We start from the raw sequence: 18,758 nt of genomic DNA, 5'->3' as shown, positions 1-18,758 counted from the left end.
GGTCATTTTTTTTTCGCGCACGCTCTCTATAATCGCTGTTTTGTTTATCAGAGGTTGGCATGTCGACAAGTCGGGACACATTGCATCTGTTGTTGCTCACAGAAACCCAGAATGATGCCGAAAGTCTGGTGAGCCTGATGCGTAATTCCGGCAGCGCGACCCGCGCGCACCAAATTACCTCTCTGGCTGATCTGAATGAACAACTGCAGGAAAAATCCTGGGATCTTCTGGTTGCCCAGCCTGGTGCCAACAGCATCAGCTATGAAGACCTGCTGAAACAGATCAAGCGCCTGAATAAAGACCTGCCCGTTATTCTGATTGCGGAAGAAGTCGACGCCATGACCATGGAGGCAGCAATCCGCCTCGGCGCCTGCACCATAGTGCCCATCGATGAAAGCAATCTGCTGCTGCTGATCATTCAGCGCGAACTGCGCCACCTGCGTGCACGTCGCGAGTTACGCACCCTCGAAGTACGTATCCGCGATGCCGAAAAGCGTTGCCAGAACCTGCTCGAAAGCTCCAAAGACGCCGTCGCTTATATTCACGATGGTATGCACGTTTACGCCAATCAGGCCTATCTTGAGCTGTTTGGCTACGCTTCGGTTGAAGAACTGGAAGGGATGCCGATCATGGACATGGTCGACAGCTCCGGTCAGGCCAGCTTTAAAACCTTCCTGAAAACCTACCATGCTGATCAGGGAAGTAATCAGGAACTGAAAACCACCGGCGTCAACGATAAGGGTCAGGCCTTTCCGATGCTGATGAGCTTTTCCGCTGCAACCTACGGCGACGAACGTTGCACTCAGGTTGTTATCCGCACCAATGCCGATAACAGCGAGCTGGAAGCCAAGCTTAAAGAAATCAGCAGCCGCGACATGATGACCGGCCTGTACAACAAGCCATATTTTAACGCCCGCCTGGAAGAAGCGGTTGACCGTGCCGTCCTCAAAGGGGCGAAAGGCGCCGTGCTCTACATAAACATTGACCATTTCGGCAAAATCAAAAGCGAGATTGGCATCAACAATGCCGATACCGTGATCAGCGAAATCAGCAATTGCCTTAAGAGCCAGGTCAACGACAAGATTTTGCTGGCACGCATTGGTGAGGATATCTTCACCCTGATGCTGATGGGTGCAGATGCCGAATCGGCTTTGCAGTTTGGCGAGCGTCTGCGCGATAAAATCGAACACCTGCTGATCGATATCGGCAACCGTACTGTTACGGTCACTGCCAGTATCGGCCTGTCGCTGATCACCGAAAACAGCTCACGACCGGAAGACATTCTGCAGCAGTCGCACCATGCATCCGATGATGTGCGTAAGCAACCGGGTCACGAACGCGGTAATGGCGTTCACCTTTACCTGCCGAAAGAAGCAGGTGAGATTCAGCAGGCAGCCGACCTGCAGCAAACACTGGCGGATGCAGTACGTAACAACAGCTTCCGCCTGCTGTTCCAGCCGATGATCAGCCTGCGCGGTGAAGAAACCGAGCACTATGAAACATTGCTGCGCCTGCATCAGCCCAATGGCGATGAACTGTCCGGCGGTGATTTCCTGAATAATGCTGATATCAGCGATGACCTGAAGCGCAAGATTGACCGCTGGGTGATTCTGCACACCACGAAATTACTGGGTGAACACCGCGCCAAAGGACACAATACGCGTATGTTCATTAACCTGTCGGGAGCATCCCTGACAGACGACACTCTGCCAGGCTGGATTGGTGTCGCAATCAACGCCGCCAAGCTGCCAAAAGGGTCGGTGATTTTCCAGTTTAATGAAGAAGATGCCAGCCGCCTGCTGAAACAAACACAGCAATTCAGCCATGCGCTGATGGAAAAAGGCATTCCCGCTGCCCTCAGCCGTTTCGGCTGCGCACTGAACCCAATGCAGACCCTGAAGCACCTCGCGGTTGATTACGTTAAAGTCGACGGCTCCTTTACTCAGGAACTGGGACAGAATCCGGAAGCGCAGAATCACCTGAAGACCTTACTCGAAGGTCTGCACGAAGAAGAAAAACGCACCATTGTGCCATTGGTTGAAAGCGCCAACTCGGTTGCTTCACTGTGGCAGCTGGGCGTTCACTTTATCCAGGGTTATTACGTGCAACCGCCACAGGCTGCGATGAGCTACAACTTCAGTGATGAGAACGATGAATAATAATCGCTGAACATAAAAAAGCCCGGTCAGTAGCCATACTGACCGGGCTTTTTTTTATGGCCGCTGCCGGGCGCCTTACTCAAGGATATCGCGATCGCGATAGCCCAGCAGGTACAGAATACCGTCCAGTCCCAGCGTTGAAATGGCATTCTTGGCGTTTTCCCGCACCAGAGGTTTGGCGCGGAAAGCAATGCCAAGACCAGCAATGCTGAGCATCGGCAGGTCGTTGGCACCATCACCAACGGCAATGGTCTGCTCCAGACGAATGCCTTCTTTCTCCGCCAGTTCACGCAGTAACTCGGCTTTACGCTGACCGTCGACCACACGGCCGGTCACCCGCCCGGTGACGATGCCATCTTCCATTTCTAGCTCGTTGGCATAGACATAATCGATGCCCAGCTTGTCCTGCAGATAGCGGCCAAAGTAATTAAAACCGCCGGACAGAATGGCAGTTTTATAACCCAGCGCTTTCAGATTACGGATCAGGCGTTCTGCGCCTTCGGTAACCGGCAGCTGCTCGGCAATTCCCTGCAGTACATCGCCACTCAGGCCTTTGAGCAGCGCCACACGCTGTTCGAAGCTCTGGATAAAGTCCAGCTCACCCTGCATGGCGCGCTCGGTGATTTCTGCCACCTGCTCACCCACACCGGCCGCCCGCGCCAGCTCATCAATCACTTCTGCTTCGATCAGGGTTGAATCCATGTCGAAGCAGACCAGACGACGGGTGCGGCGGTAAACGTTATCTTCCTGGAAGGCAATATCCACGCCCAGCTCGTTAGCAACCTGCAGAAACTGAGCGCGCATGACGCTTTGCTCGGCATCACCACGCACCGAGAACTCGACGCAGGCACGGGTGTTCTGCTCGGTCTGCACCAGAGGCACACGCCCGGACAGGCGGTTGATCTGATCAATATTCAGACCATGCTCAGCCACGATTGCCGTAATACGGGCAATCGCATCCGCTTCAATGGCCCGGGCCAGCAGCGTAATAATATGACGCGGCTTGCCCTGACCATTAACCCAATGCTCATAGCTTTCCGGAGTGACCGGGGTAAAGCGGACAGACAGACCCAGCTCGTGAGCCTTGAATAAGACGTCTTTTAAAACCGGCGCCGATTCGGCACGGGAAGGGATGGCGGCCAGAATACCCAGCGACAGGGTGTCGTGGATTTCGGCCTGGCCAATATCAAGAATGGTGACATCATATTGCGCCAGAATGGCGCTGATGCTTGAGGTTAACCCGGGCTTATCGGCCCCAGTCACTCGGATTAGAACCAATTCAGTCACGGACGTTACACCTGCAGGCAGATCAGTTTGATGCAATTACAGTTTGCCGGCGTCAGCTTTGGCAGCAGCAACCACCGCACGCAGCTCTTCGATCAGCTCAACAGTTTCATGTACAGACAGCGCGCGTACGCGGTCAACGCTCATCAGGTACAGACCCTTTTCCAGTTGTTGCAGCTTATCTTGCAGAGACTGTTTCACGTCGCTCATGGTGAATCCCCATTCATCAAAATTATAAATTCGGTTTACAGCATGCCGGATCATCATCCCCGCCCTCAATAAGAGTGCTGACAAATGCCGTTTCGCCCTAGCGTTACCGCAGGCGGCGCATATAATACCACCAATGTTGAGGAAATCTTCGTTTGTTTGAGTAATGTGATGCGGATCGCCAGCCTGATTGGGCAAAAGTTGAATACAAGTCAAATTTGCGGCCTGCTCGCAGCCTTTCTGATTTTACTGACAGGCCTGCTGATCAGCAGCCTGACCTACACCCATCTGGAAACCCAGCTGTCGGCCAAGCTGCGTCAGGATGCACAACGCCAGCTACAGCGTCTGACCGTCGCCCTCGCACCCAGCCTGCTGCGCCAGGACCGTATCAGTATCAGCCTGACCCTGAATGACTGGAGCAAGGGCCCCGAAATTGACGCCATCCGGGTACTTAATGCCAGCCAGCAGGTCATCGCTGAAAGCGGCCGGCCAGCGCCCGGCAGTATTGAAATCAGCCAGCCGGTCACTCAGGATAATCTGTCCATCGGGCTGCTGCGCGCCGACATCAATCTCAGCAGCGCTCAACAAATCGCCCGCCGCTATCTGGCACTCGGATTGATTGCCAGCGCTCTGGCAGCATTAATGGCCGCTCTGGTGGTTTATCAGCTGAGCGAACGCTACCTGAATTATCTGCGCCAGTTACAACAACGCCTGGATAACTGGCAGGCCGATAAGGATCTGCTGCACCTGCCACCACCACCGCGCCTTGCTGATCTGCAACAGCTGCACAACACGCTGAGTAAAATCGCTCAGAAAGAACAGCAGCAGCGGGCCATGCAGGAAGCATTGGGACGGTTTATTTCTGCCCCGCCAGAAACCAGCGAGCTGCTGCGCTACCATAACTGCGCACTGCTGTTTATTGAAATTCAGGATCTGGAAGTCCTGCAGAGCCGCCTCAGCGCCGAACAGCTGAGCCAGACGCTTAATCAATATCATCGCCTGCTTTCCCACGCCGCCAAACTGTATAACGGTAAACTCGACCGCTACCTGGGCGATGGCGTGGTGATGTTGTTTGGCATGTCACGTGATACGCAGTCCGGTCATGAACACGAAGCTCTGCACTGCCTTTATGCAGCACAATTATTCCTCGGTCTGATTGCCCACCTGCGCGATCACGACAGCAAAACATTACCGGTAGAATTCCGCGTTGCCGCCCACTGGGGGCCGGTACTGATGGCACCATTAAGCGATGACGAACAGATCCAGTGCAGCCTGATCGGCGATACCGTGCACTGGGCCTCACACCTTGCCACCAATGGCGAGGAACGCCGTTTACTGGTCAGTCAGGAATTACTCGCCCACATTCCTCAGGACGCCGGTATTATCTGGGAAGAAGGACCGATGGTATCCGACCTGCACGGACGCGAGCAGGCCAGCTACTGGCTTAACAGTCTGGCAGAAAAGAATCAGCTGCTCATTCAGCGACAGATAAAACACATCACAGCCATGAAGGAAAGCGTCTGATTTTTTAATCCAGCAGACATAAAAAGAAATTAAATATTGCCAATTTGAACTATTCCAGACCTCGACTAAGGTTATCTGTGATACCAACAGTAGAGGATACTATTCATGGTTCTTCGCAAATCCGGTTTAGCAGTCGCAGTGCTGCTGGCCTTTAGCCCCGCTGCTTTTTCAAGTGATTTAAATATAAACGGCTTCATGAATGTGACCGCCGGTAACCTGTCCACCGAAGATATTTCACTGGATGGTTATGATGACGGTGTTTCATTCGATGTTGGCACCCTGGTTGGCCTGCAGATTTCAAAACAGGTTAACGAGACTACATCAGCGACTATGCAGCTGATTTCCCGTGGCAGTGATAATTACAGCACTGAAGCATCATGGGCCTACGTAACCTACGCCGCCAGCGAAGATACTGATATCCGCATGGGGCGTCTGCGCACTCCGTTTTTCTATTATTCTGACTTCCTTGAAGTCGGTTATGCCTACAACTGGGTTCGTCCGCCATCAATTGTTTACCGCCTGGATGCATTTTCATCCATCAGTGGTGTTGATGTGACACACCGCTTCGCCATCGGCGGTATGGACGGTTCTGTTCAGGCTTATACCGGTCGCTATAACGATGACTTTACGCTGAGTGGCGACACCTACAATATTGAACTGCGCCGCGCGGCGGGTATGGTTTTCAGTCTGAATTCCGGCGACTTCGGTGCCCGCCTGAGCTATCACCAGGCCGATCTGACGCTGGATGCCAATGCCGCTCTGGCAGGACCTGATGGCCGCGCCCTCGATAATCTTGCAGCAGGCGGCGCTCTTGCTGGCGTTGGCGATGAATTTACTGCCGATGAAGATAAAGCCAAGTTTTATCAGGCATCCGTATCCTACGATAACGGCAGCACTGCTGTAATTGCTGAATGGACCGCATTGGACCAGACCACCGCTTTACTGAATGATGACAGCGCATATCTCATCAGTGCTGCACAGCGCTTTGGTGATACGACTGTACACCTGACCTATACCGCTTCAGAAGATGATCTTGAGTCTGGCGTCGTCGGGCAGGTGCAGAAAAATGCGGAGTCCAAAGAAAACAGTATTATCCTCGGCATGCGTTATGACTACGACAGCAGCACCGCCTTTAAAGTCGATATCCAGCAGCATGATGAAGAACTGGTGAACGGCGCCAAAGGTGAGTCAGGAATACTCTACAACGTCGGCATGAGCCTGGTATTTTAAGGAGAATGACTATGAATATGTTTAAAGTAATCTCCCGACTTGCCATTGCCATGACCTTATTTTTCGGCGCCGTAGTTCATGCCGAAATTGCAGTCATTGTCAGTGCTTCAAATGCCAATTCGGCACTTGATCAGGATACGATTTCCCGGGTTTTTCTGGGTAAAACCTCAACCTTTCCGGATGGCAGTCAGGCAATTCCTGTTGATCAGAATGAAGGTTCTGCCAGCCGTGAAGCCTTTAACGATAAAGTGTTGGGTAAAAGCTCAAGCCAGTTAAAAGCCTACTGGTCACGTCTGATTTTTACCGGTAAAGGTACGCCACCGAAAGAATCAGGGTCGGATGCTGATATCAAAGGCCTGGTTGCTAAAAACCCTAACCTGATCGGTTATGTCGACTCATCAGTGGTCGATGGTTCAGTAAAAGTGGTCTTTAAATTCTGATTTTATCCGGAAGTTAAAGACACTGAAAAAGGCGCTTCGGCGCCTTTTTTAGTGTCCAAAAATAAAAAACAGGAATATTCGCGGCACCTTCAGCCCTTATGACCGAAACCCTGCTGAATTTCGACCATTCTGTTCAATACCCGTAAAACAGGCTGATAATCCTGCGACGGATCAAGCCATTGCAATGCACTGACACCGGCCTCAATAGTCGACAACCCACCACGTTGCTGTGATGCACGTATTGCATAACCACTGGGTTGTTGTGGCGTTAAAGCGATATGAGGTAAATCATTGAGCCAGGGATTCAGGTGTAACAAACGCCGGACTTTACGCCAAGTTCCATCCAGAACAAGTAAACGCCGGACATTTGTCCGTGCGTTTTCTGTCAACGCTGGTTTGTGCGTAAAGGGATACAGCAGTGCCGTTGTATTCTGCTCATCGGCAGCACAAATATCCTGAGGTTGCAGAGAATCCGCCACCAGTAAACGACTGCCAGCAATGCTTTTATGCAGAAAGGGTGCGGTCGATAACGGATGACGCGCCTCGGTCGGGTCCTGCCAGATAATCAGCTCTACCGGACTAGACAATCTGTGAATGTACGGGCAAAGGCAAACCGACAAAGGACGCCGGCACTGCTCACAGTGCCGGCGTTTCTGGACAAACTCCGAGCTCATTTTTTCTGTGGTTTAAGCAACGATTTAAGAAAGTGGCCGGTGTGTGAGGCTTTATTCTTCACCACGTCTTCCGGCGTTCCCTCGGCAATAATATAACCACCTTTGGAGCCGCCCTCAGGGCCAAGATCAATAACCCAGTCGGCGGTTTTAATGACATCCAGATTATGCTCAATCACTACGATGGTGTTGCCGTCATCGCGCAGACGATGCAATACCGCCAGCAACTGTTCGATATCATGGAAATGCAGACCAGTGGTTGGCTCATCCAGAATATACAGCGTTTTACCGGTATCGCGTTTTGATAATTCCTTCGCCAGTTTTACCCGCTGTGCTTCACCACCAGATAACGTGGTTGCCGCCTGACCAAGGCGGATATAACTCAGACCTACATCCATCAGCGTCTGTAATTTACGCGCCACGGCCGGAATAGCGTCGAAGAATTCACGTGCATCTTCAACCGTCATATCCAGCACTTCGTGGATATTTTTACCTTTATAACGGATATCCAGTGTCTCGCGGTTATAGCGCTTGCCTTTACAGATATCACAGGGAACGTAGATATCCGCCAGGAAGTGCATTTCTACCTTAATAACACCATCGCCCTGGCAGGCTTCACAACGGCCACCTTTCACGTTGAATGAAAAACGTCCGGCTTTATAGCCACGGGAACGGGATTCCTGTGTACCGGCAAATAATTCCCGTACCGGAGTAAAAATACCGGTATAGGTCGCCGGATTGGAACGTGGTGTCCGTCCGATCGGGCTCTGATCAATATCGACGACTTTATCCAGCTGCTTCAGGCCTACGATCGAATCGTACTCAGCGGCTTTCAGGGTCGTGGCACCATTTAACGCTGTTGAAGCCAACGGGAATAAGGTGCGGTTAATCAGAGTGGATTTACCTGAGCCGGATACGCCAGTCACGCAGGTCATTAATCCCAGCGGAATGGTCAGATCAACATTATTCAGGTTATTACCACGGGCTCCTGTTAACTGCAGGACTTTATTCTCATCGTAAGGCGTGCGTTTTTCCGGTACGTGGATAGAACGCCGGCCTGATAAAAACTGTCCGGTGACCGAGTTCGGATTTGCAAAGACCTGCTCAGGCGTGCCCTGCGCAATCACTTCACCACCATGTACACCAGCCCCGGGACCGATATCAATTAAATGATCGGCGCTGCGGATGGCATCTTCATCGTGTTCCACCACCAGCACGGTATTGCCCAGATCACGCAGATGAAACAGGGTTTTCAGCAGGCGGTCGTTATCACGCTGGTGCAGACCGATAGAAGGTTCATCGAGAATATACATAACGCCAACCAGACCGGCACCAATCTGCGAGGCCAGACGGATACGCTGCGCTTCACCACCGGACAAAGTGTCGGAGCTGCGGTTCAGCGTCAGATATTCAAGCCCGACGTTGACCAGAAAGCGCAGGCGCTCACGGATTTCTTTCAGAATTTTTTCAGCAATTTCACCGCGATGTCCAGCCAGATGAAGCCCGGTAAAATAATCAAATGCCTGCTCAACCGGCATCGCCGTACAGGCATGGATGGTTTTATCGCCAACAAACACATTACGCGCTTCAATCCGCAAACGAGAGCCTTCACAGGATGGGCATGGCTGCACACTGAGATATTTGCTCAGTTCTTCGCGTACCATCTGTGAATCGGTTTCGCGGTAACGGCGTTCAAGGTTAGGCAGCACACCTTCAAAAGGATGCGCTTTAATAATCTGGTCGCCACGGGAATTAACGTAATTAAAATTCACCGCTTCATCGCCACTGCCGTAGAGCAGCAGATCGCGTTGTTTAGCCGTTAATTTTCCGAAATTTTTCTCGATATCAAAACCATAGTGTTCGGCTACCGAACTCAGCATCTGGTAATAATAAATGCTGCGTCTGTCCCAACCGCGGATCGCACCTTCACCAATGCTCAGATTCTGGTCGTGCACCACCAGCTCCGGATCAAAATACTGTTTTACGCCCAGACCATCACAGCTGGTGCAGGCACCGGCCGGGTTATTAAACGAAAACAGGCGCGGCTCCAGCTCAGACAAGCTGTAACCACAGTGCGGGCACGAAAACTGCGATGAAAACAGCAGAGGCTCAGCTTTATCGTCATCCATAGAGGCCACAAGAGCCAGGCCACCACTCAGCTCCAGACAGGTTTCCAGCGACTCTGACAAACGCTGTTCAATACCTTCTTTTACCTTAAAGCGGTCAACCACAACCTCGACGCTGTGCTTACGGCGTTTATCCAGTTCCGGTGTATCGTCCAGATCACAGACCAGACCATTCACCCGTACGCGGATAAAACCCTGCGAACGCAGGCTGTCAAATACATGCAGGTGTTCGCCTTTACGGTCACGCACCACCGGCGCCAGAATCATGTGTTTACTGTCATCCGGCAGATCCATGATGCTGTCGACCATCTGACTGACGGTCTGGGCTTCCAGTGCAACTTCATGCTCAGGGCAACGTGGCACACCGACACGGGCAAACAGCAAACGCAGGTAATCGTAGATCTCGGTAACTGTACCGACGGTCGAGCGGGGATTGTGTGAGGTGGACTTCTGCTCGATGGAGATTGCCGGTGACAGACCTTCAATCAGATCAACATCAGGCTTTTCCATCATCGACAGGAACTGACGGGCATAGGTCGACAGGGACTCGACGTAACGGCGCTGCCCTTCGGCATAGAGCGTATCAAATGCCAGAGAGGATTTGCCCGAGCCACTCAGCCCCGTAATAACGACCAGCTTGTCGCGGGGAATATCGATATCGATATTTTTGAGATTGTGGGTACGGGCCCCTCTCACCTGAATCTTATCCATAGACAGCTCATCACATCAGAGAAAAGCCGCCATTGTAGTTCAGGCAGAGGTTGAGTTCAGCCGCTTATTCAACTGATTCGTGCAACAGCTCTTCCATATACTCTTTAGCCCAGTTCACAGCCTGAATGCGGTTACCCGCACCAATTTTTTTGAACAGGTTATAAATATGGGTTTTAACTGTATGCATGCTGACGTTGAGCTTATCGGCAATTTCGATATTAGTCGCACCAGTCGCAGTTAAACGCAGGATCTGTTTCTCACGCTTGGTCAGCACCGTTGTGGTGGTGGTCATCTTACGCGGCTTATGGCGGGTGCGTTCCAGATACTGCCCTACCAGCTGACGTGGCAGCCAGTATTCGCCCTCAAACAGACCCACAATGCCTTTGCTCAGCTGTTGCTGCGAACACTCACGATAGAACAGACCATTGACCATTGGCCAGGCCATCAGGCGTTCAACCGGATGATTATGCGGAGTATTGAAGAAAGCTACCTTGATATCCACCGGCTGCTCGTACACCTGCTCCAGCAGATCATGCAGCTTTTCCGGACGGGCACATTCAGCGTCAACAAGAACCAGTGTTTTACAGGGATAACGATTCCAGTCTTCACGCCATTCCGGCACATTAACTAACTGACAATCAATGTTAGTACGCTGATGAATGTAGCCAATAAGGATGGAATTCTGCAGATTTTGTTGGCCGAACAAGATGATGCGACGACCCGGGAGGCTTGTCTGACGATCCATAACATAACTCCTTTATGCCAGTGGTGATCCATAACCGGTCTTCCGAAACCAGTGCTAAGAGTGTACGCAATCCGCTAAAAATTGCCACTTGAGCATGACTTTTTTTCGTAGTTTTACGGATTGACCCAAGCCTATTTTATGAACGTTAGTACCAATGCTGGGCATTACCTGACCCGCCGCACACAAGCAATCTGCAGATAACCGCGCTTAAGACTTAATCCACAGACGGCATTGCTGTTAAACTGGCGCACTTTTTGGCTGTACCTACGGAATATCTGTGAGAATGTCGAGCTCTACCCTTCAAGAAACAGCGCACAACGGCATTTCTGCCGTCGAACAACGTGCTGTCATCTCTCTCGCATCACTTTATGCCCTGCGTATGCTGGGGCTGTTTATGGTGTTGCCGGTGATGATGATTGAAGGGCAAAAACTTGAAGGCGCGACCCCACAACTGCTGGGTCTGGCCATGGGTGTCTACGGCCTGACCCAGGCACTGCTGCAGATCCCGGCCGGCACCCTGTCGGACCGCTTTGGCCGTAAGCCTATTATTATTGGCGGCCTGTTGATTTTTGCCCTTGGCAGCCTGATCGCCGCCAGCGCTGACAGTGTTTACGGTGTGATTCTCGGTCGCGCCCTGCAGGGCGGCGGCGCCATTGCCAGTGCGATTATGGCACTGGTCACCGATATGACCCGTGAAGAAAACCGCATGAAAGCCATGGCGTCCATCGGTGCCAGTATTGGCTTGTCTTTTTCTGTCGCTCTGGTGCTGGGCCCCTGGCTTGCCGGATTAGGCGGCCTCAGTCTGATTTTTGGTCTGACCGGCGTACTGGCACTGCTTGGCGTTCTGATTACTGTATTTGTCATTCCAACCCCACCCGCACTCCCTCATCGTGATGCCTCGGCGGTACTGAGTGAAGTCGGAATTCAGCTGCGCAACACCCGGTTATGGCCGCTGAATCTGGGAATTTTTCTGCTGCATGCCCTGATGGTCGCGATCTTTATCTCAATTCCCGGGCAGCTGCTGAAGCTGGAACTCCCGGCTGAGCATCACAGCTGGCTGTATCTGCCTGTATTGCTGAGTGCTTTTGTGCTGATGGTGCCTTTCATTATCGTTGCTGAAAAACGCCGCAAGATGAAAAGCGTGGTGATTACCGGCGCAGCAGTGATCGCCCTGAGTCTGTTTGGTATGTCCGCCGCCTCAGAACTGTGGCATTGGGTGGTACTGCTTCTGCTCTATTTCTGGGGCTTTAATCTGATGGAGGCAAGCCTGCCGTCCTGGCTCAGTAAGATTGCTCCGGCCGGCGCCAAGGGCAGCGCCATGGGCATTTATTCCAGCATGCAGTTTCTCGGTGCCTTTGCCGGCGGCAGCCTCGGCGGCTGGCTTATGAGCCAGTACGGCAGCAGCGCATTATTTGTCGGATTGGGGGCATTAATGGTACTTTGGGCATTGCTTATGTCACAGTCTGCCGCTCCCCAACACCTTACCAGCGTACGTCTGGAAAGCGCGGACGGCTGCAGCGAACAACAACTCGCACAACTGATGGCACTGACCGGAGTATCGGAAGTCAGTCTGCTTGCCAGTGAAGGCGCAATCTATTTAAAAGTCAGTGCTGATGCCTTTGACCGGACACAGGCATTGGCCATCATTCATTCCACAGGAGAAGAGCATGGGTCGCAGCGTTAACAAAGTGACACTCATTGGTACTCTGGGTCGTGACCCTGAAGTTCGTTATATGCCGAATGGCAACGCCGTGGCCAATCTGACACTGGCTACTGACGAAAGCTACAACGACAAACAGACCGGCCAGAAGGTAGAGTCCACCGAATGGCACCGTATTACGGTATACGGCAAACTGGCCGAAATCATTCAGCAGTACCTGAAGAAAGGCTCAAAAGCCTACTTCGAAGGTAAACTGCGTACCCGCGAATGGGAAAAAGACGGCGTTAAACGCTACACCACCGAAATCATCGCCAACGATATGATGATGCTCGATGGCCGTGGCGACAACATGGGCTCCTACTCCGCTCCGGCAGCGCCATCACAGACCATGGGCCAGCCTATGGGTATGAACGCTCCACAGGGCTATCAGCAGGCTCCTCAGGCCGCACCGCAGCAAGCTCCGATGGCCGCCCCTCAGGCTCCGCGTGGCTATCAGCAAGCACCGCAACAGGCACCACAGCATGTTCCGCAACAGGCCCCACAGCATACTCAGCAACAGCCGGCCTATCAGGGTGGTTACCAGCAGCCAGCTCAGGCTCCGGTGCAACAGCCTCAGCATGCACCACAGCCAAGCAACAGCTTTGACGATTTTGATGATGATATCCCGTTCTGACCAACCGCTCCGGCGGTTATAAGAGCAATAAAAAACCCTGCCTTGCAGGGTTTTTTATTGTCTGTCAGCAGGGCCTGTTATGGCCGTTGCAGTTCAGCCGGCATGGGGGCGGTAACCGCCTGCAGGAAGGCCTGAATCGCCTGATTGTCATCGGCGCTCAGTGTTCGCCCTAACTGCACTTTCGCCATAATGTCGATGGCGTCTTTCAGTTCTGCCACAGAGCCATCATGAAAATAAGGCGCGGTCTGAACCGCATGGCGTAATGGCGGCACTTTGAATACCCGGCGGTCGCTTTCTTTACCGGTAAATGCCATACGGCCAATGTCTTCCTGCGAGCCTGTATACTGGGTGTAGTCGGCCACAATACCAAACTTCTGATAAGAGGTTCCGCCCAGTAAGCGGCCATTATGGCAGCCTGCACAGCCGGTATTGATAAAGGTTTTCAACCCCTCTTTCTGCGCTGCACTGAGAGCCGCTGCATCTCCCTGCAGATAGCGATCGAAAGCAGAAGTGGTTACCAGATGCTCCTGATAAGCGCTCAGTGCTTTCCCCCAGTTGGCAGCGGTGACACCATCATCGTACAGCGAGTTAAAGCGTTCATTCAGATCTGGCAGGGCCTTAATAACCGCCAGCGCTTCCTCGGTCGAAGCATGAGCGTAAGCCGGTGGTGCCGTCAGTGAGCGTATTGCCTGATCCGCCAGAGATTCACGATCACCGGTCCAGTGCATGCTGATCTGCGGCACAATGTCGACGATTGTCGGCGTATTGCGTTTACCCTGAATGCCGAAGGCTCCCTGCGCGGTTTTGCGTCCGTCGGCACCGCCTTTACTCTGCTCATGGCAGGTACCACAGTTAGTACCATCGCGACCGATACGGGTATCGAAAAACAACACCCGGCCCAATGCTGCTTCAGCTTTTGAAGATTGCAGTTGCGGCGCTTCTCCTGAGCCGAACACAGCCTGAGCCTGCTGTTGCAATGCATCAGCGCTGGCAGGCAACGGTATTACGGAAGTTAATGCCACAAAGGCGATCAGCCCTGCGGTAACACCGCCGGGCAGAATTTGGCGGGAAGTCAGGTTCATAAGTTACTCTCATTAACTGGCACATAAGTGGGGGGATAGGACGGGGATGACCCGTGAGAGTTCCGTCGCCCGATGAACAACACTATCCCAGTAAAGCATCAAAAGGCTCAACCGTAACGGTCTCCCCCTCATTCACCCGGCCACGCATCTGCTCCAGCACAATGTAGCAATTCGCCTGACTCATCGAACTGAGTACACCCGAGCTTTGCCCGCCGGTTGGCCGCACCACTATCTGGCCCTGTTCATTCAGTTGCCAGATACCACGCTGGAAGTCCGTGCGTCCCGGACTTTTGCGGATAACACTGGCGGCCACTGCCGGCAGACGCAATGCTGCTGTCTGCGTTTCACCGGCCAATTTGCGCAGCATCGGCGCTGCCAGCTGATGCATAGTCACCAGTGCCGATACCGGATTGCCGGGCAAGCCGATAAATACGCTGTTGGGCAGACGACCGCTGGCAAAGGGCTTACCCGGTTTAATCGCCAGCTTCCAGAAACTGATTTCGCCAAGCTCGGCGAGAATATCTTTGGTGTAGTCGGCTTCACCCACCGATACACCGCCAGAGGTAATGACCACATCGGCCTGACGGTCGGCCTGAATAAAGGCCTGACGCAGTGCTTCGGGGCTGTCATCCACTTTGCCCAGATCCAGCACGTCACAACCAAGGCGTTTTGCCACAGCCGCTACGGTAAAGCTGTTGCTCTGATAAATCTGCCCGTCTGCCAGAGGCTCACCCGGCATCACCAGCTCATCTCCGGTCGCCAGCAATGCAACTTTCAGTCGCGGCCGCACACTGACCCCGGCAATGCCAATACTGGCCAGCAAGCCAACATCCGCCGGGCGCAGACGCCGCCCGGCATGCAGAATCACCTGCCCTGCACGGATATCATCACCGCAATAGCGCACGTTATCGCCCTGTGGCGCTGAGGCCTGAAACTGCACCCGGCCGCTTTCCAGCACGGTGGTATTTTCCTGCATGACCACAGTATCGGCCCCGGCAGGCAGCAGTGCGCCGGTCATAATGCGCACACATTCGCCCGGAGCAACGCTGCCACTGAAGGGATGACCCGCCATGCTTTTACCCAGCAGGGTTAATTCGCAGCCAGCATTTAAATCGGCAGCCCGCACGGCATAACCATCCATTGCGGAGTTATCTGCCGGAGGGACATTCAGTGTGCTGCAGACATCCTCTGCCAGCACACGGCCAACAGCCTGCTGCAATGGCACCTGCTCTTTTCCGGGCAAAGCTTCGATACCTGACAGCAAAGTTGTCAGAGCCTGATCCAGTGGCGTCAGGCCAGGCATATCACAGGCCGCCATCAGCCCTGCTCCTCAACACGGCAGTGCACACTGAGCCAGTCCTGCAGACGGGCTTCCAGCTGATCGCCGGGCAACAGAGGTCCAACACCAGCCGGGGTGCCGGTCATAATGATATCGCCCGGATTAAGGGTGAAAATCCGGCTCATATGGGCAATCAGCGGCAGCAATGGGAACAACATATCGGCACTGTTCCCCTGCTGTTGCAGCTGGCCATTACGCATCAGGGTCAGGCCCAGCTGCTGCCAGTCTTCTACCCTTGAGGCGGCAACAAAGTCACTCAGTGGACAGGCACCATCAAAGCCCTTGGCTATTTCCCAGGGCTGGCCTTTGGCTTTCAGGCCGTCCTGCACATCACGCAATGTCAGATCCAGCCCCAGCCCCACACCGGCAATGGCGGCCGGAACGTCATCTTCAGCGGCGTGACATAAGCGCTGACCAATCAACACCGCGACTTCCAGCTCATGATGCACAGACCCCTGCCCCTGCGGGATACGGAACGATGGCGCCATAGACACCGCAGCATCAGCGGGTTTGATAAACAGAATGGGCTGACTGGGAATTGGGTTATTCAGTTCACGCGCGTGTTCTGCGTAATTACGTCCGACACAGACAATTTTGCCGGTTGCATGGGTAAAGGGCTGACCTTCGAGGATGGGGAAATACATAAAAAAACGGCCTGATCAGGATCACAGGCCGTTACTATACCTTGTCACCCGGCTCGCCGGGAGAAGGATCTAATCTGCAGAACTCGGGCGCACCAGCTCTGCCAGTTCACGGTGTACAGCCTGCGGATCAGCCAGATTCAGCTCCAGCAGACGGCGCAGGGCGGTCATACTGTCGAGATCCATCGAATCACAGGCACAACCGACCACATCATCATCGATATGCACCAGTGAACAGCGCATTTCTATCGTTTCCCGCGGTGATAAAACCAGGGTGACCACCAGTTGCTGCTCCAGCCGCCAGTTAACATTTTCCGGACGCACCAGTAACACACCACGCAAACTGATATCCAGACAATGGGTTTCAAGCCGCTCCCCATCGGTTTCAACCTGAACCCGCTGAAGGAAATGCACACGTTTGAATTGCCGAGAATCCATGACTTACCTCTGTCATATTCCGGGGCATTATGCCCACAGATGTATAAAGGTTTAGTCCGGATTACTGAGATCGCAAACCGCTGAGGCTGACGTTTATGACAGATGAAGAGGGAAAGTGATAAGCCGGAGCAGGTCGCTCCGGCTTATGCGGATGGCTTACGCCAGACGCTTGTACTTCATACGCTTAGGCGCGGCATCGTTGCCCAGACGTTTCTTACGGTCAGCTTCGTACTCGGTGTAGTTACCTTCAAAGAAAGTCACTTTAGAGTCGCCTTCGTAAGCCAGAATATGAGTGGCAATACGGTCGAGGAACCAGCGATCGTGAGAAACCACCATCACTGCGCCCGGGAAGGCCAGTACCGCTTCTTCCAGCGCACGCAGGGTTTCTACGTCGAGGTCGTTGGACGGTTCGTCCAGCAGCAACACGTTGGCGCCCTGCTTCAGGGTATAAGCCAGCTGCAGACGACCACGCTCACCACCGGACAACTCACCAACACGCTTCTGCTGATCGCCGCCTTTGAAGTTAAAGCGGCCGATGTAAGAACGGCTCGGGTAGTCTTTACCGTTAATGTTGATCATATCCAGACCGTCGGAAATGGATTCCCATACGGTTTTCTTGTCGTCCAGTTCATCACGCAACTGCTCAACAAAGGCCAGTTTCACGGTTTCACCGATCACCACTGAGCCGGAATCCGGCTGCTCTGTACCGGCAATCATACGGAACAGGGTCGATTTACCGGCACCGTTACCACCGATGATGCCGACGATGGCACCCGGCGGTACGGTAAAGCTCAGGTCATCGATCAGCACGCGGTCGCCATAGGCTTTGGTAACGTTATGGAACTCAATCACCTTATCGCCCAGACGCGGGCCGGGTGGAATGTAGATTTCGTTGGTTTCGTTACGGGTCTGGAATTCACGCGAGTTCATTTCTTCAAACGCGGCCAGACGCGCCTTGCTCTTCGCCTGACGGCCCTTAGCCCCCTGACGAACCCACTCCAGCTCATGCTTGATGGCTTTGGAGTGTGCTTCTTCCTGTTTCTTTTCCTGCTCTAAGCGTTTTTCTTTCGCTTCCAGCCAGGTGGTGTAGTTGCCCTGATACGGAATGCCGTGGCCACGGTCCAGTTCCAGAATCCATTCCGCACAGTTATCGAGGAAGTAACGGTCGTGGGTAATGGCCACCACGGTGCCCGGATACTCCTCCAGGAACTGCTCCAGCCAGCCCACAGATTCGGCATCCAGGTGGTTGGTTGGTTCGTCTAATAACAGCATATCCGGCTTGGACATCAGCAGACGGCACAATGCCACGCGGCGGCGCTCACCACCGGACAGTTTGGTCACGTCGGCGTCCCAGGGTGGCAGGCGCAGCGCATCGGCGGCAACTTCCATATGGCGCTCCATATCATGACCGCCGGCCGCTTCAATAAAGGCTTCCAGCTGCCCCTGTTTTTTCGCCAGCGCATCGAAGTCGGCATCCGGCTCGGCGTAAGCGGCATACACGGCATCCAGTGCTGCGCGGGCATCAATCAGCTCACGCAGGCCATCTTCGACGTTACCTTTAACGTCTTTGGCCGGATCCAGCTCAGGTTCCTGTGGCAGATAGCCGATTTTCAGGTCAGGCTGCGGACGCGCCTCACCAATAATGTCGGTATCCAGACCTGCCATAATTTTCAGCAGGGTGGATTTACCGGAACCGTTCAGACCCAGCACGCCGATTTTGGCGCCTGGGAAGAACGAAAGAGAAATATCACGCAGAATCTGACGTTTGGGCGGAACAATCTTGCCCAGACGGTTCATGGTGAATACATACTGTGCCATGGAAAAAATC

Annotated in this window: 16 protein-coding genes; 6 read left to right on the top strand and 10 right to left on the bottom strand. The window is 53.4% G+C overall.

Annotated elements, in window-relative coordinates:
* Positions 1 to 59 precede the first annotated feature (59 nt).
* Positions 60 to 2,159, top strand: coding sequence for an EAL domain-containing response regulator (locus HUF19_RS03070; RefSeq protein WP_260998442.1), 2,100 nt, complete (start codon positions 60 to 62; stop codon positions 2,157 to 2,159).
* A 75-nt stretch (positions 2,160 to 2,234) separates the two neighbouring features.
* Here the strand turns inward: HUF19_RS03070 and serB are convergent, their stop codons facing one another.
* Entirely contained in the window at positions 2,235 to 3,446 is a 1,212-nt protein-coding gene (gene serB, locus HUF19_RS03065; protein WP_260998441.1) for a phosphoserine phosphatase SerB, read from the bottom strand.
* A gap of 36 nt (positions 3,447 to 3,482) precedes the next feature.
* The gene (locus tag HUF19_RS03060; RefSeq protein WP_186435978.1) at positions 3,483 to 3,653 is read right to left on the bottom strand and encodes a hypothetical protein; all 171 of its coding nucleotides are present in this window, start codon (positions 3,651 to 3,653) and stop codon (positions 3,483 to 3,485) included.
* Positions 3,654 to 3,851: 198 nt separating this feature from the next.
* Between HUF19_RS03060 and HUF19_RS03055 the strand changes: the two genes are divergently transcribed.
* The 3 genes from HUF19_RS03055 (at position 3,852) to HUF19_RS03045 (ending at position 6,844) form a co-directional block, all read left to right on the top strand.
* Positions 3,852 to 5,174: an adenylate/guanylate cyclase domain-containing protein gene (locus HUF19_RS03055; RefSeq protein ID WP_260998440.1), complete on the top strand. Its 1,323-nt coding sequence runs from the start codon at positions 3,852 to 3,854 to the stop codon at positions 5,172 to 5,174.
* Positions 5,175 to 5,279: 105 nt separating this feature from the next.
* Positions 5,280 to 6,404, top strand: a complete 1,125-nt coding sequence (locus HUF19_RS03050; protein ID WP_260998439.1) for a porin — start codon at positions 5,280 to 5,282, stop codon at positions 6,402 to 6,404.
* Between the two features lie 11 nt (positions 6,405 to 6,415).
* Entirely contained in the window at positions 6,416 to 6,844 is a 429-nt protein-coding gene (locus HUF19_RS03045; RefSeq protein ID WP_260998438.1) for a type 2 periplasmic-binding domain-containing protein, read from the top strand.
* Positions 6,845 to 6,933: 89 nt separating this feature from the next.
* On the opposite strand, the gene HUF19_RS03040 is transcribed toward HUF19_RS03045, so the two are convergent.
* The 3 genes from HUF19_RS03040 to HUF19_RS03030 form a co-directional block, all read right to left on the bottom strand.
* Complete coding sequence (locus HUF19_RS03040; RefSeq protein ID WP_260998437.1) at positions 6,934 to 7,518, bottom strand: tRNA-uridine aminocarboxypropyltransferase; 585 nt, start codon at positions 7,516 to 7,518, stop codon at positions 6,934 to 6,936.
* Positions 7,515 to 10,352 carry an excinuclease ABC subunit UvrA gene (uvrA, locus tag HUF19_RS03035; RefSeq protein ID WP_260998436.1) on the bottom strand — a complete coding sequence of 946 codons (2,838 nt, stop codon included), beginning with the start codon at positions 10,350 to 10,352 and terminating at the stop codon, positions 7,515 to 7,517. Before uvrA ends, HUF19_RS03040 begins: the two co-directional genes overlap by 4 nt.
* Positions 10,353 to 10,416: 64 nt before the next feature.
* Entirely contained in the window at positions 10,417 to 11,097 is a 681-nt protein-coding gene (locus tag HUF19_RS03030; protein WP_260998435.1) for a LuxR C-terminal-related transcriptional regulator, read from the bottom strand.
* Between the two features lie 283 nt (positions 11,098 to 11,380).
* Between HUF19_RS03030 and HUF19_RS03025 the strand changes: the two genes are divergently transcribed.
* Entirely contained in the window at positions 11,381 to 12,781 is a 1,401-nt protein-coding gene (locus HUF19_RS03025) for an MFS transporter (RefSeq protein ID WP_260998434.1), read from the top strand.
* A complete protein-coding gene (ssb, locus tag HUF19_RS03020) occupies positions 12,765 to 13,430 on the top strand; it encodes a single-stranded DNA-binding protein (protein WP_260998433.1) in 666 nt (221 codons plus the stop codon). The genes HUF19_RS03025 and ssb overlap by 17 nt, the downstream gene beginning before the upstream one ends.
* A 77-nt stretch (positions 13,431 to 13,507) precedes the next feature.
* Here ssb and HUF19_RS03015 read toward each other — a convergent pair whose 3' ends face one another.
* The 5 genes from HUF19_RS03015 to ettA all read right to left on the bottom strand — a co-directional run bounded on the left by HUF19_RS03015 (position 13,508) and on the right by ettA (position 18,748).
* Entirely contained in the window at positions 13,508 to 14,512 is a 1,005-nt protein-coding gene (locus HUF19_RS03015) for a cytochrome-c peroxidase (RefSeq protein ID WP_260998432.1), read from the bottom strand.
* An 82-nt stretch (positions 14,513 to 14,594) separates the two neighbouring features.
* Entirely contained in the window at positions 14,595 to 15,830 is a 1,236-nt protein-coding gene (gene moeA, locus HUF19_RS03010; protein WP_260998431.1) for a molybdopterin molybdotransferase MoeA, read from the bottom strand.
* The gene (locus HUF19_RS03005; protein ID WP_260998430.1) at positions 15,830 to 16,495 is read right to left on the bottom strand and encodes a fumarylacetoacetate hydrolase family protein; all 666 of its coding nucleotides are present in this window, start codon (positions 16,493 to 16,495) and stop codon (positions 15,830 to 15,832) included. The genes moeA and HUF19_RS03005 overlap by 1 nt, the downstream gene beginning before the upstream one ends.
* A gap of 69 nt (positions 16,496 to 16,564) precedes the next feature.
* Positions 16,565 to 16,930 carry a PilZ domain-containing protein gene (locus HUF19_RS03000; protein WP_260998429.1) on the bottom strand — a complete coding sequence of 122 codons (366 nt, stop codon included), beginning with the start codon at positions 16,928 to 16,930 and terminating at the stop codon, positions 16,565 to 16,567.
* A gap of 156 nt (positions 16,931 to 17,086) precedes the next feature.
* Positions 17,087 to 18,748 (bottom strand): energy-dependent translational throttle protein EttA, encoded by a 1,662-nt coding sequence (ettA, locus tag HUF19_RS02995; RefSeq protein ID WP_145469897.1) that lies wholly within the window; start codon positions 18,746 to 18,748, stop codon positions 17,087 to 17,089.
* Between the last annotated feature and the right edge of the window lie 10 nt (positions 18,749 to 18,758).

This window comes from Thalassolituus hydrocarboniclasticus (genome assembly GCF_025345565.1).
GTDB lineage: Bacteria > Pseudomonadota > Gammaproteobacteria > Pseudomonadales > Oceanobacteraceae > Venatoribacter > Venatoribacter hydrocarboniclasticus.
This window is presented reverse-complemented; position numbering and strand designations above follow the sequence as displayed.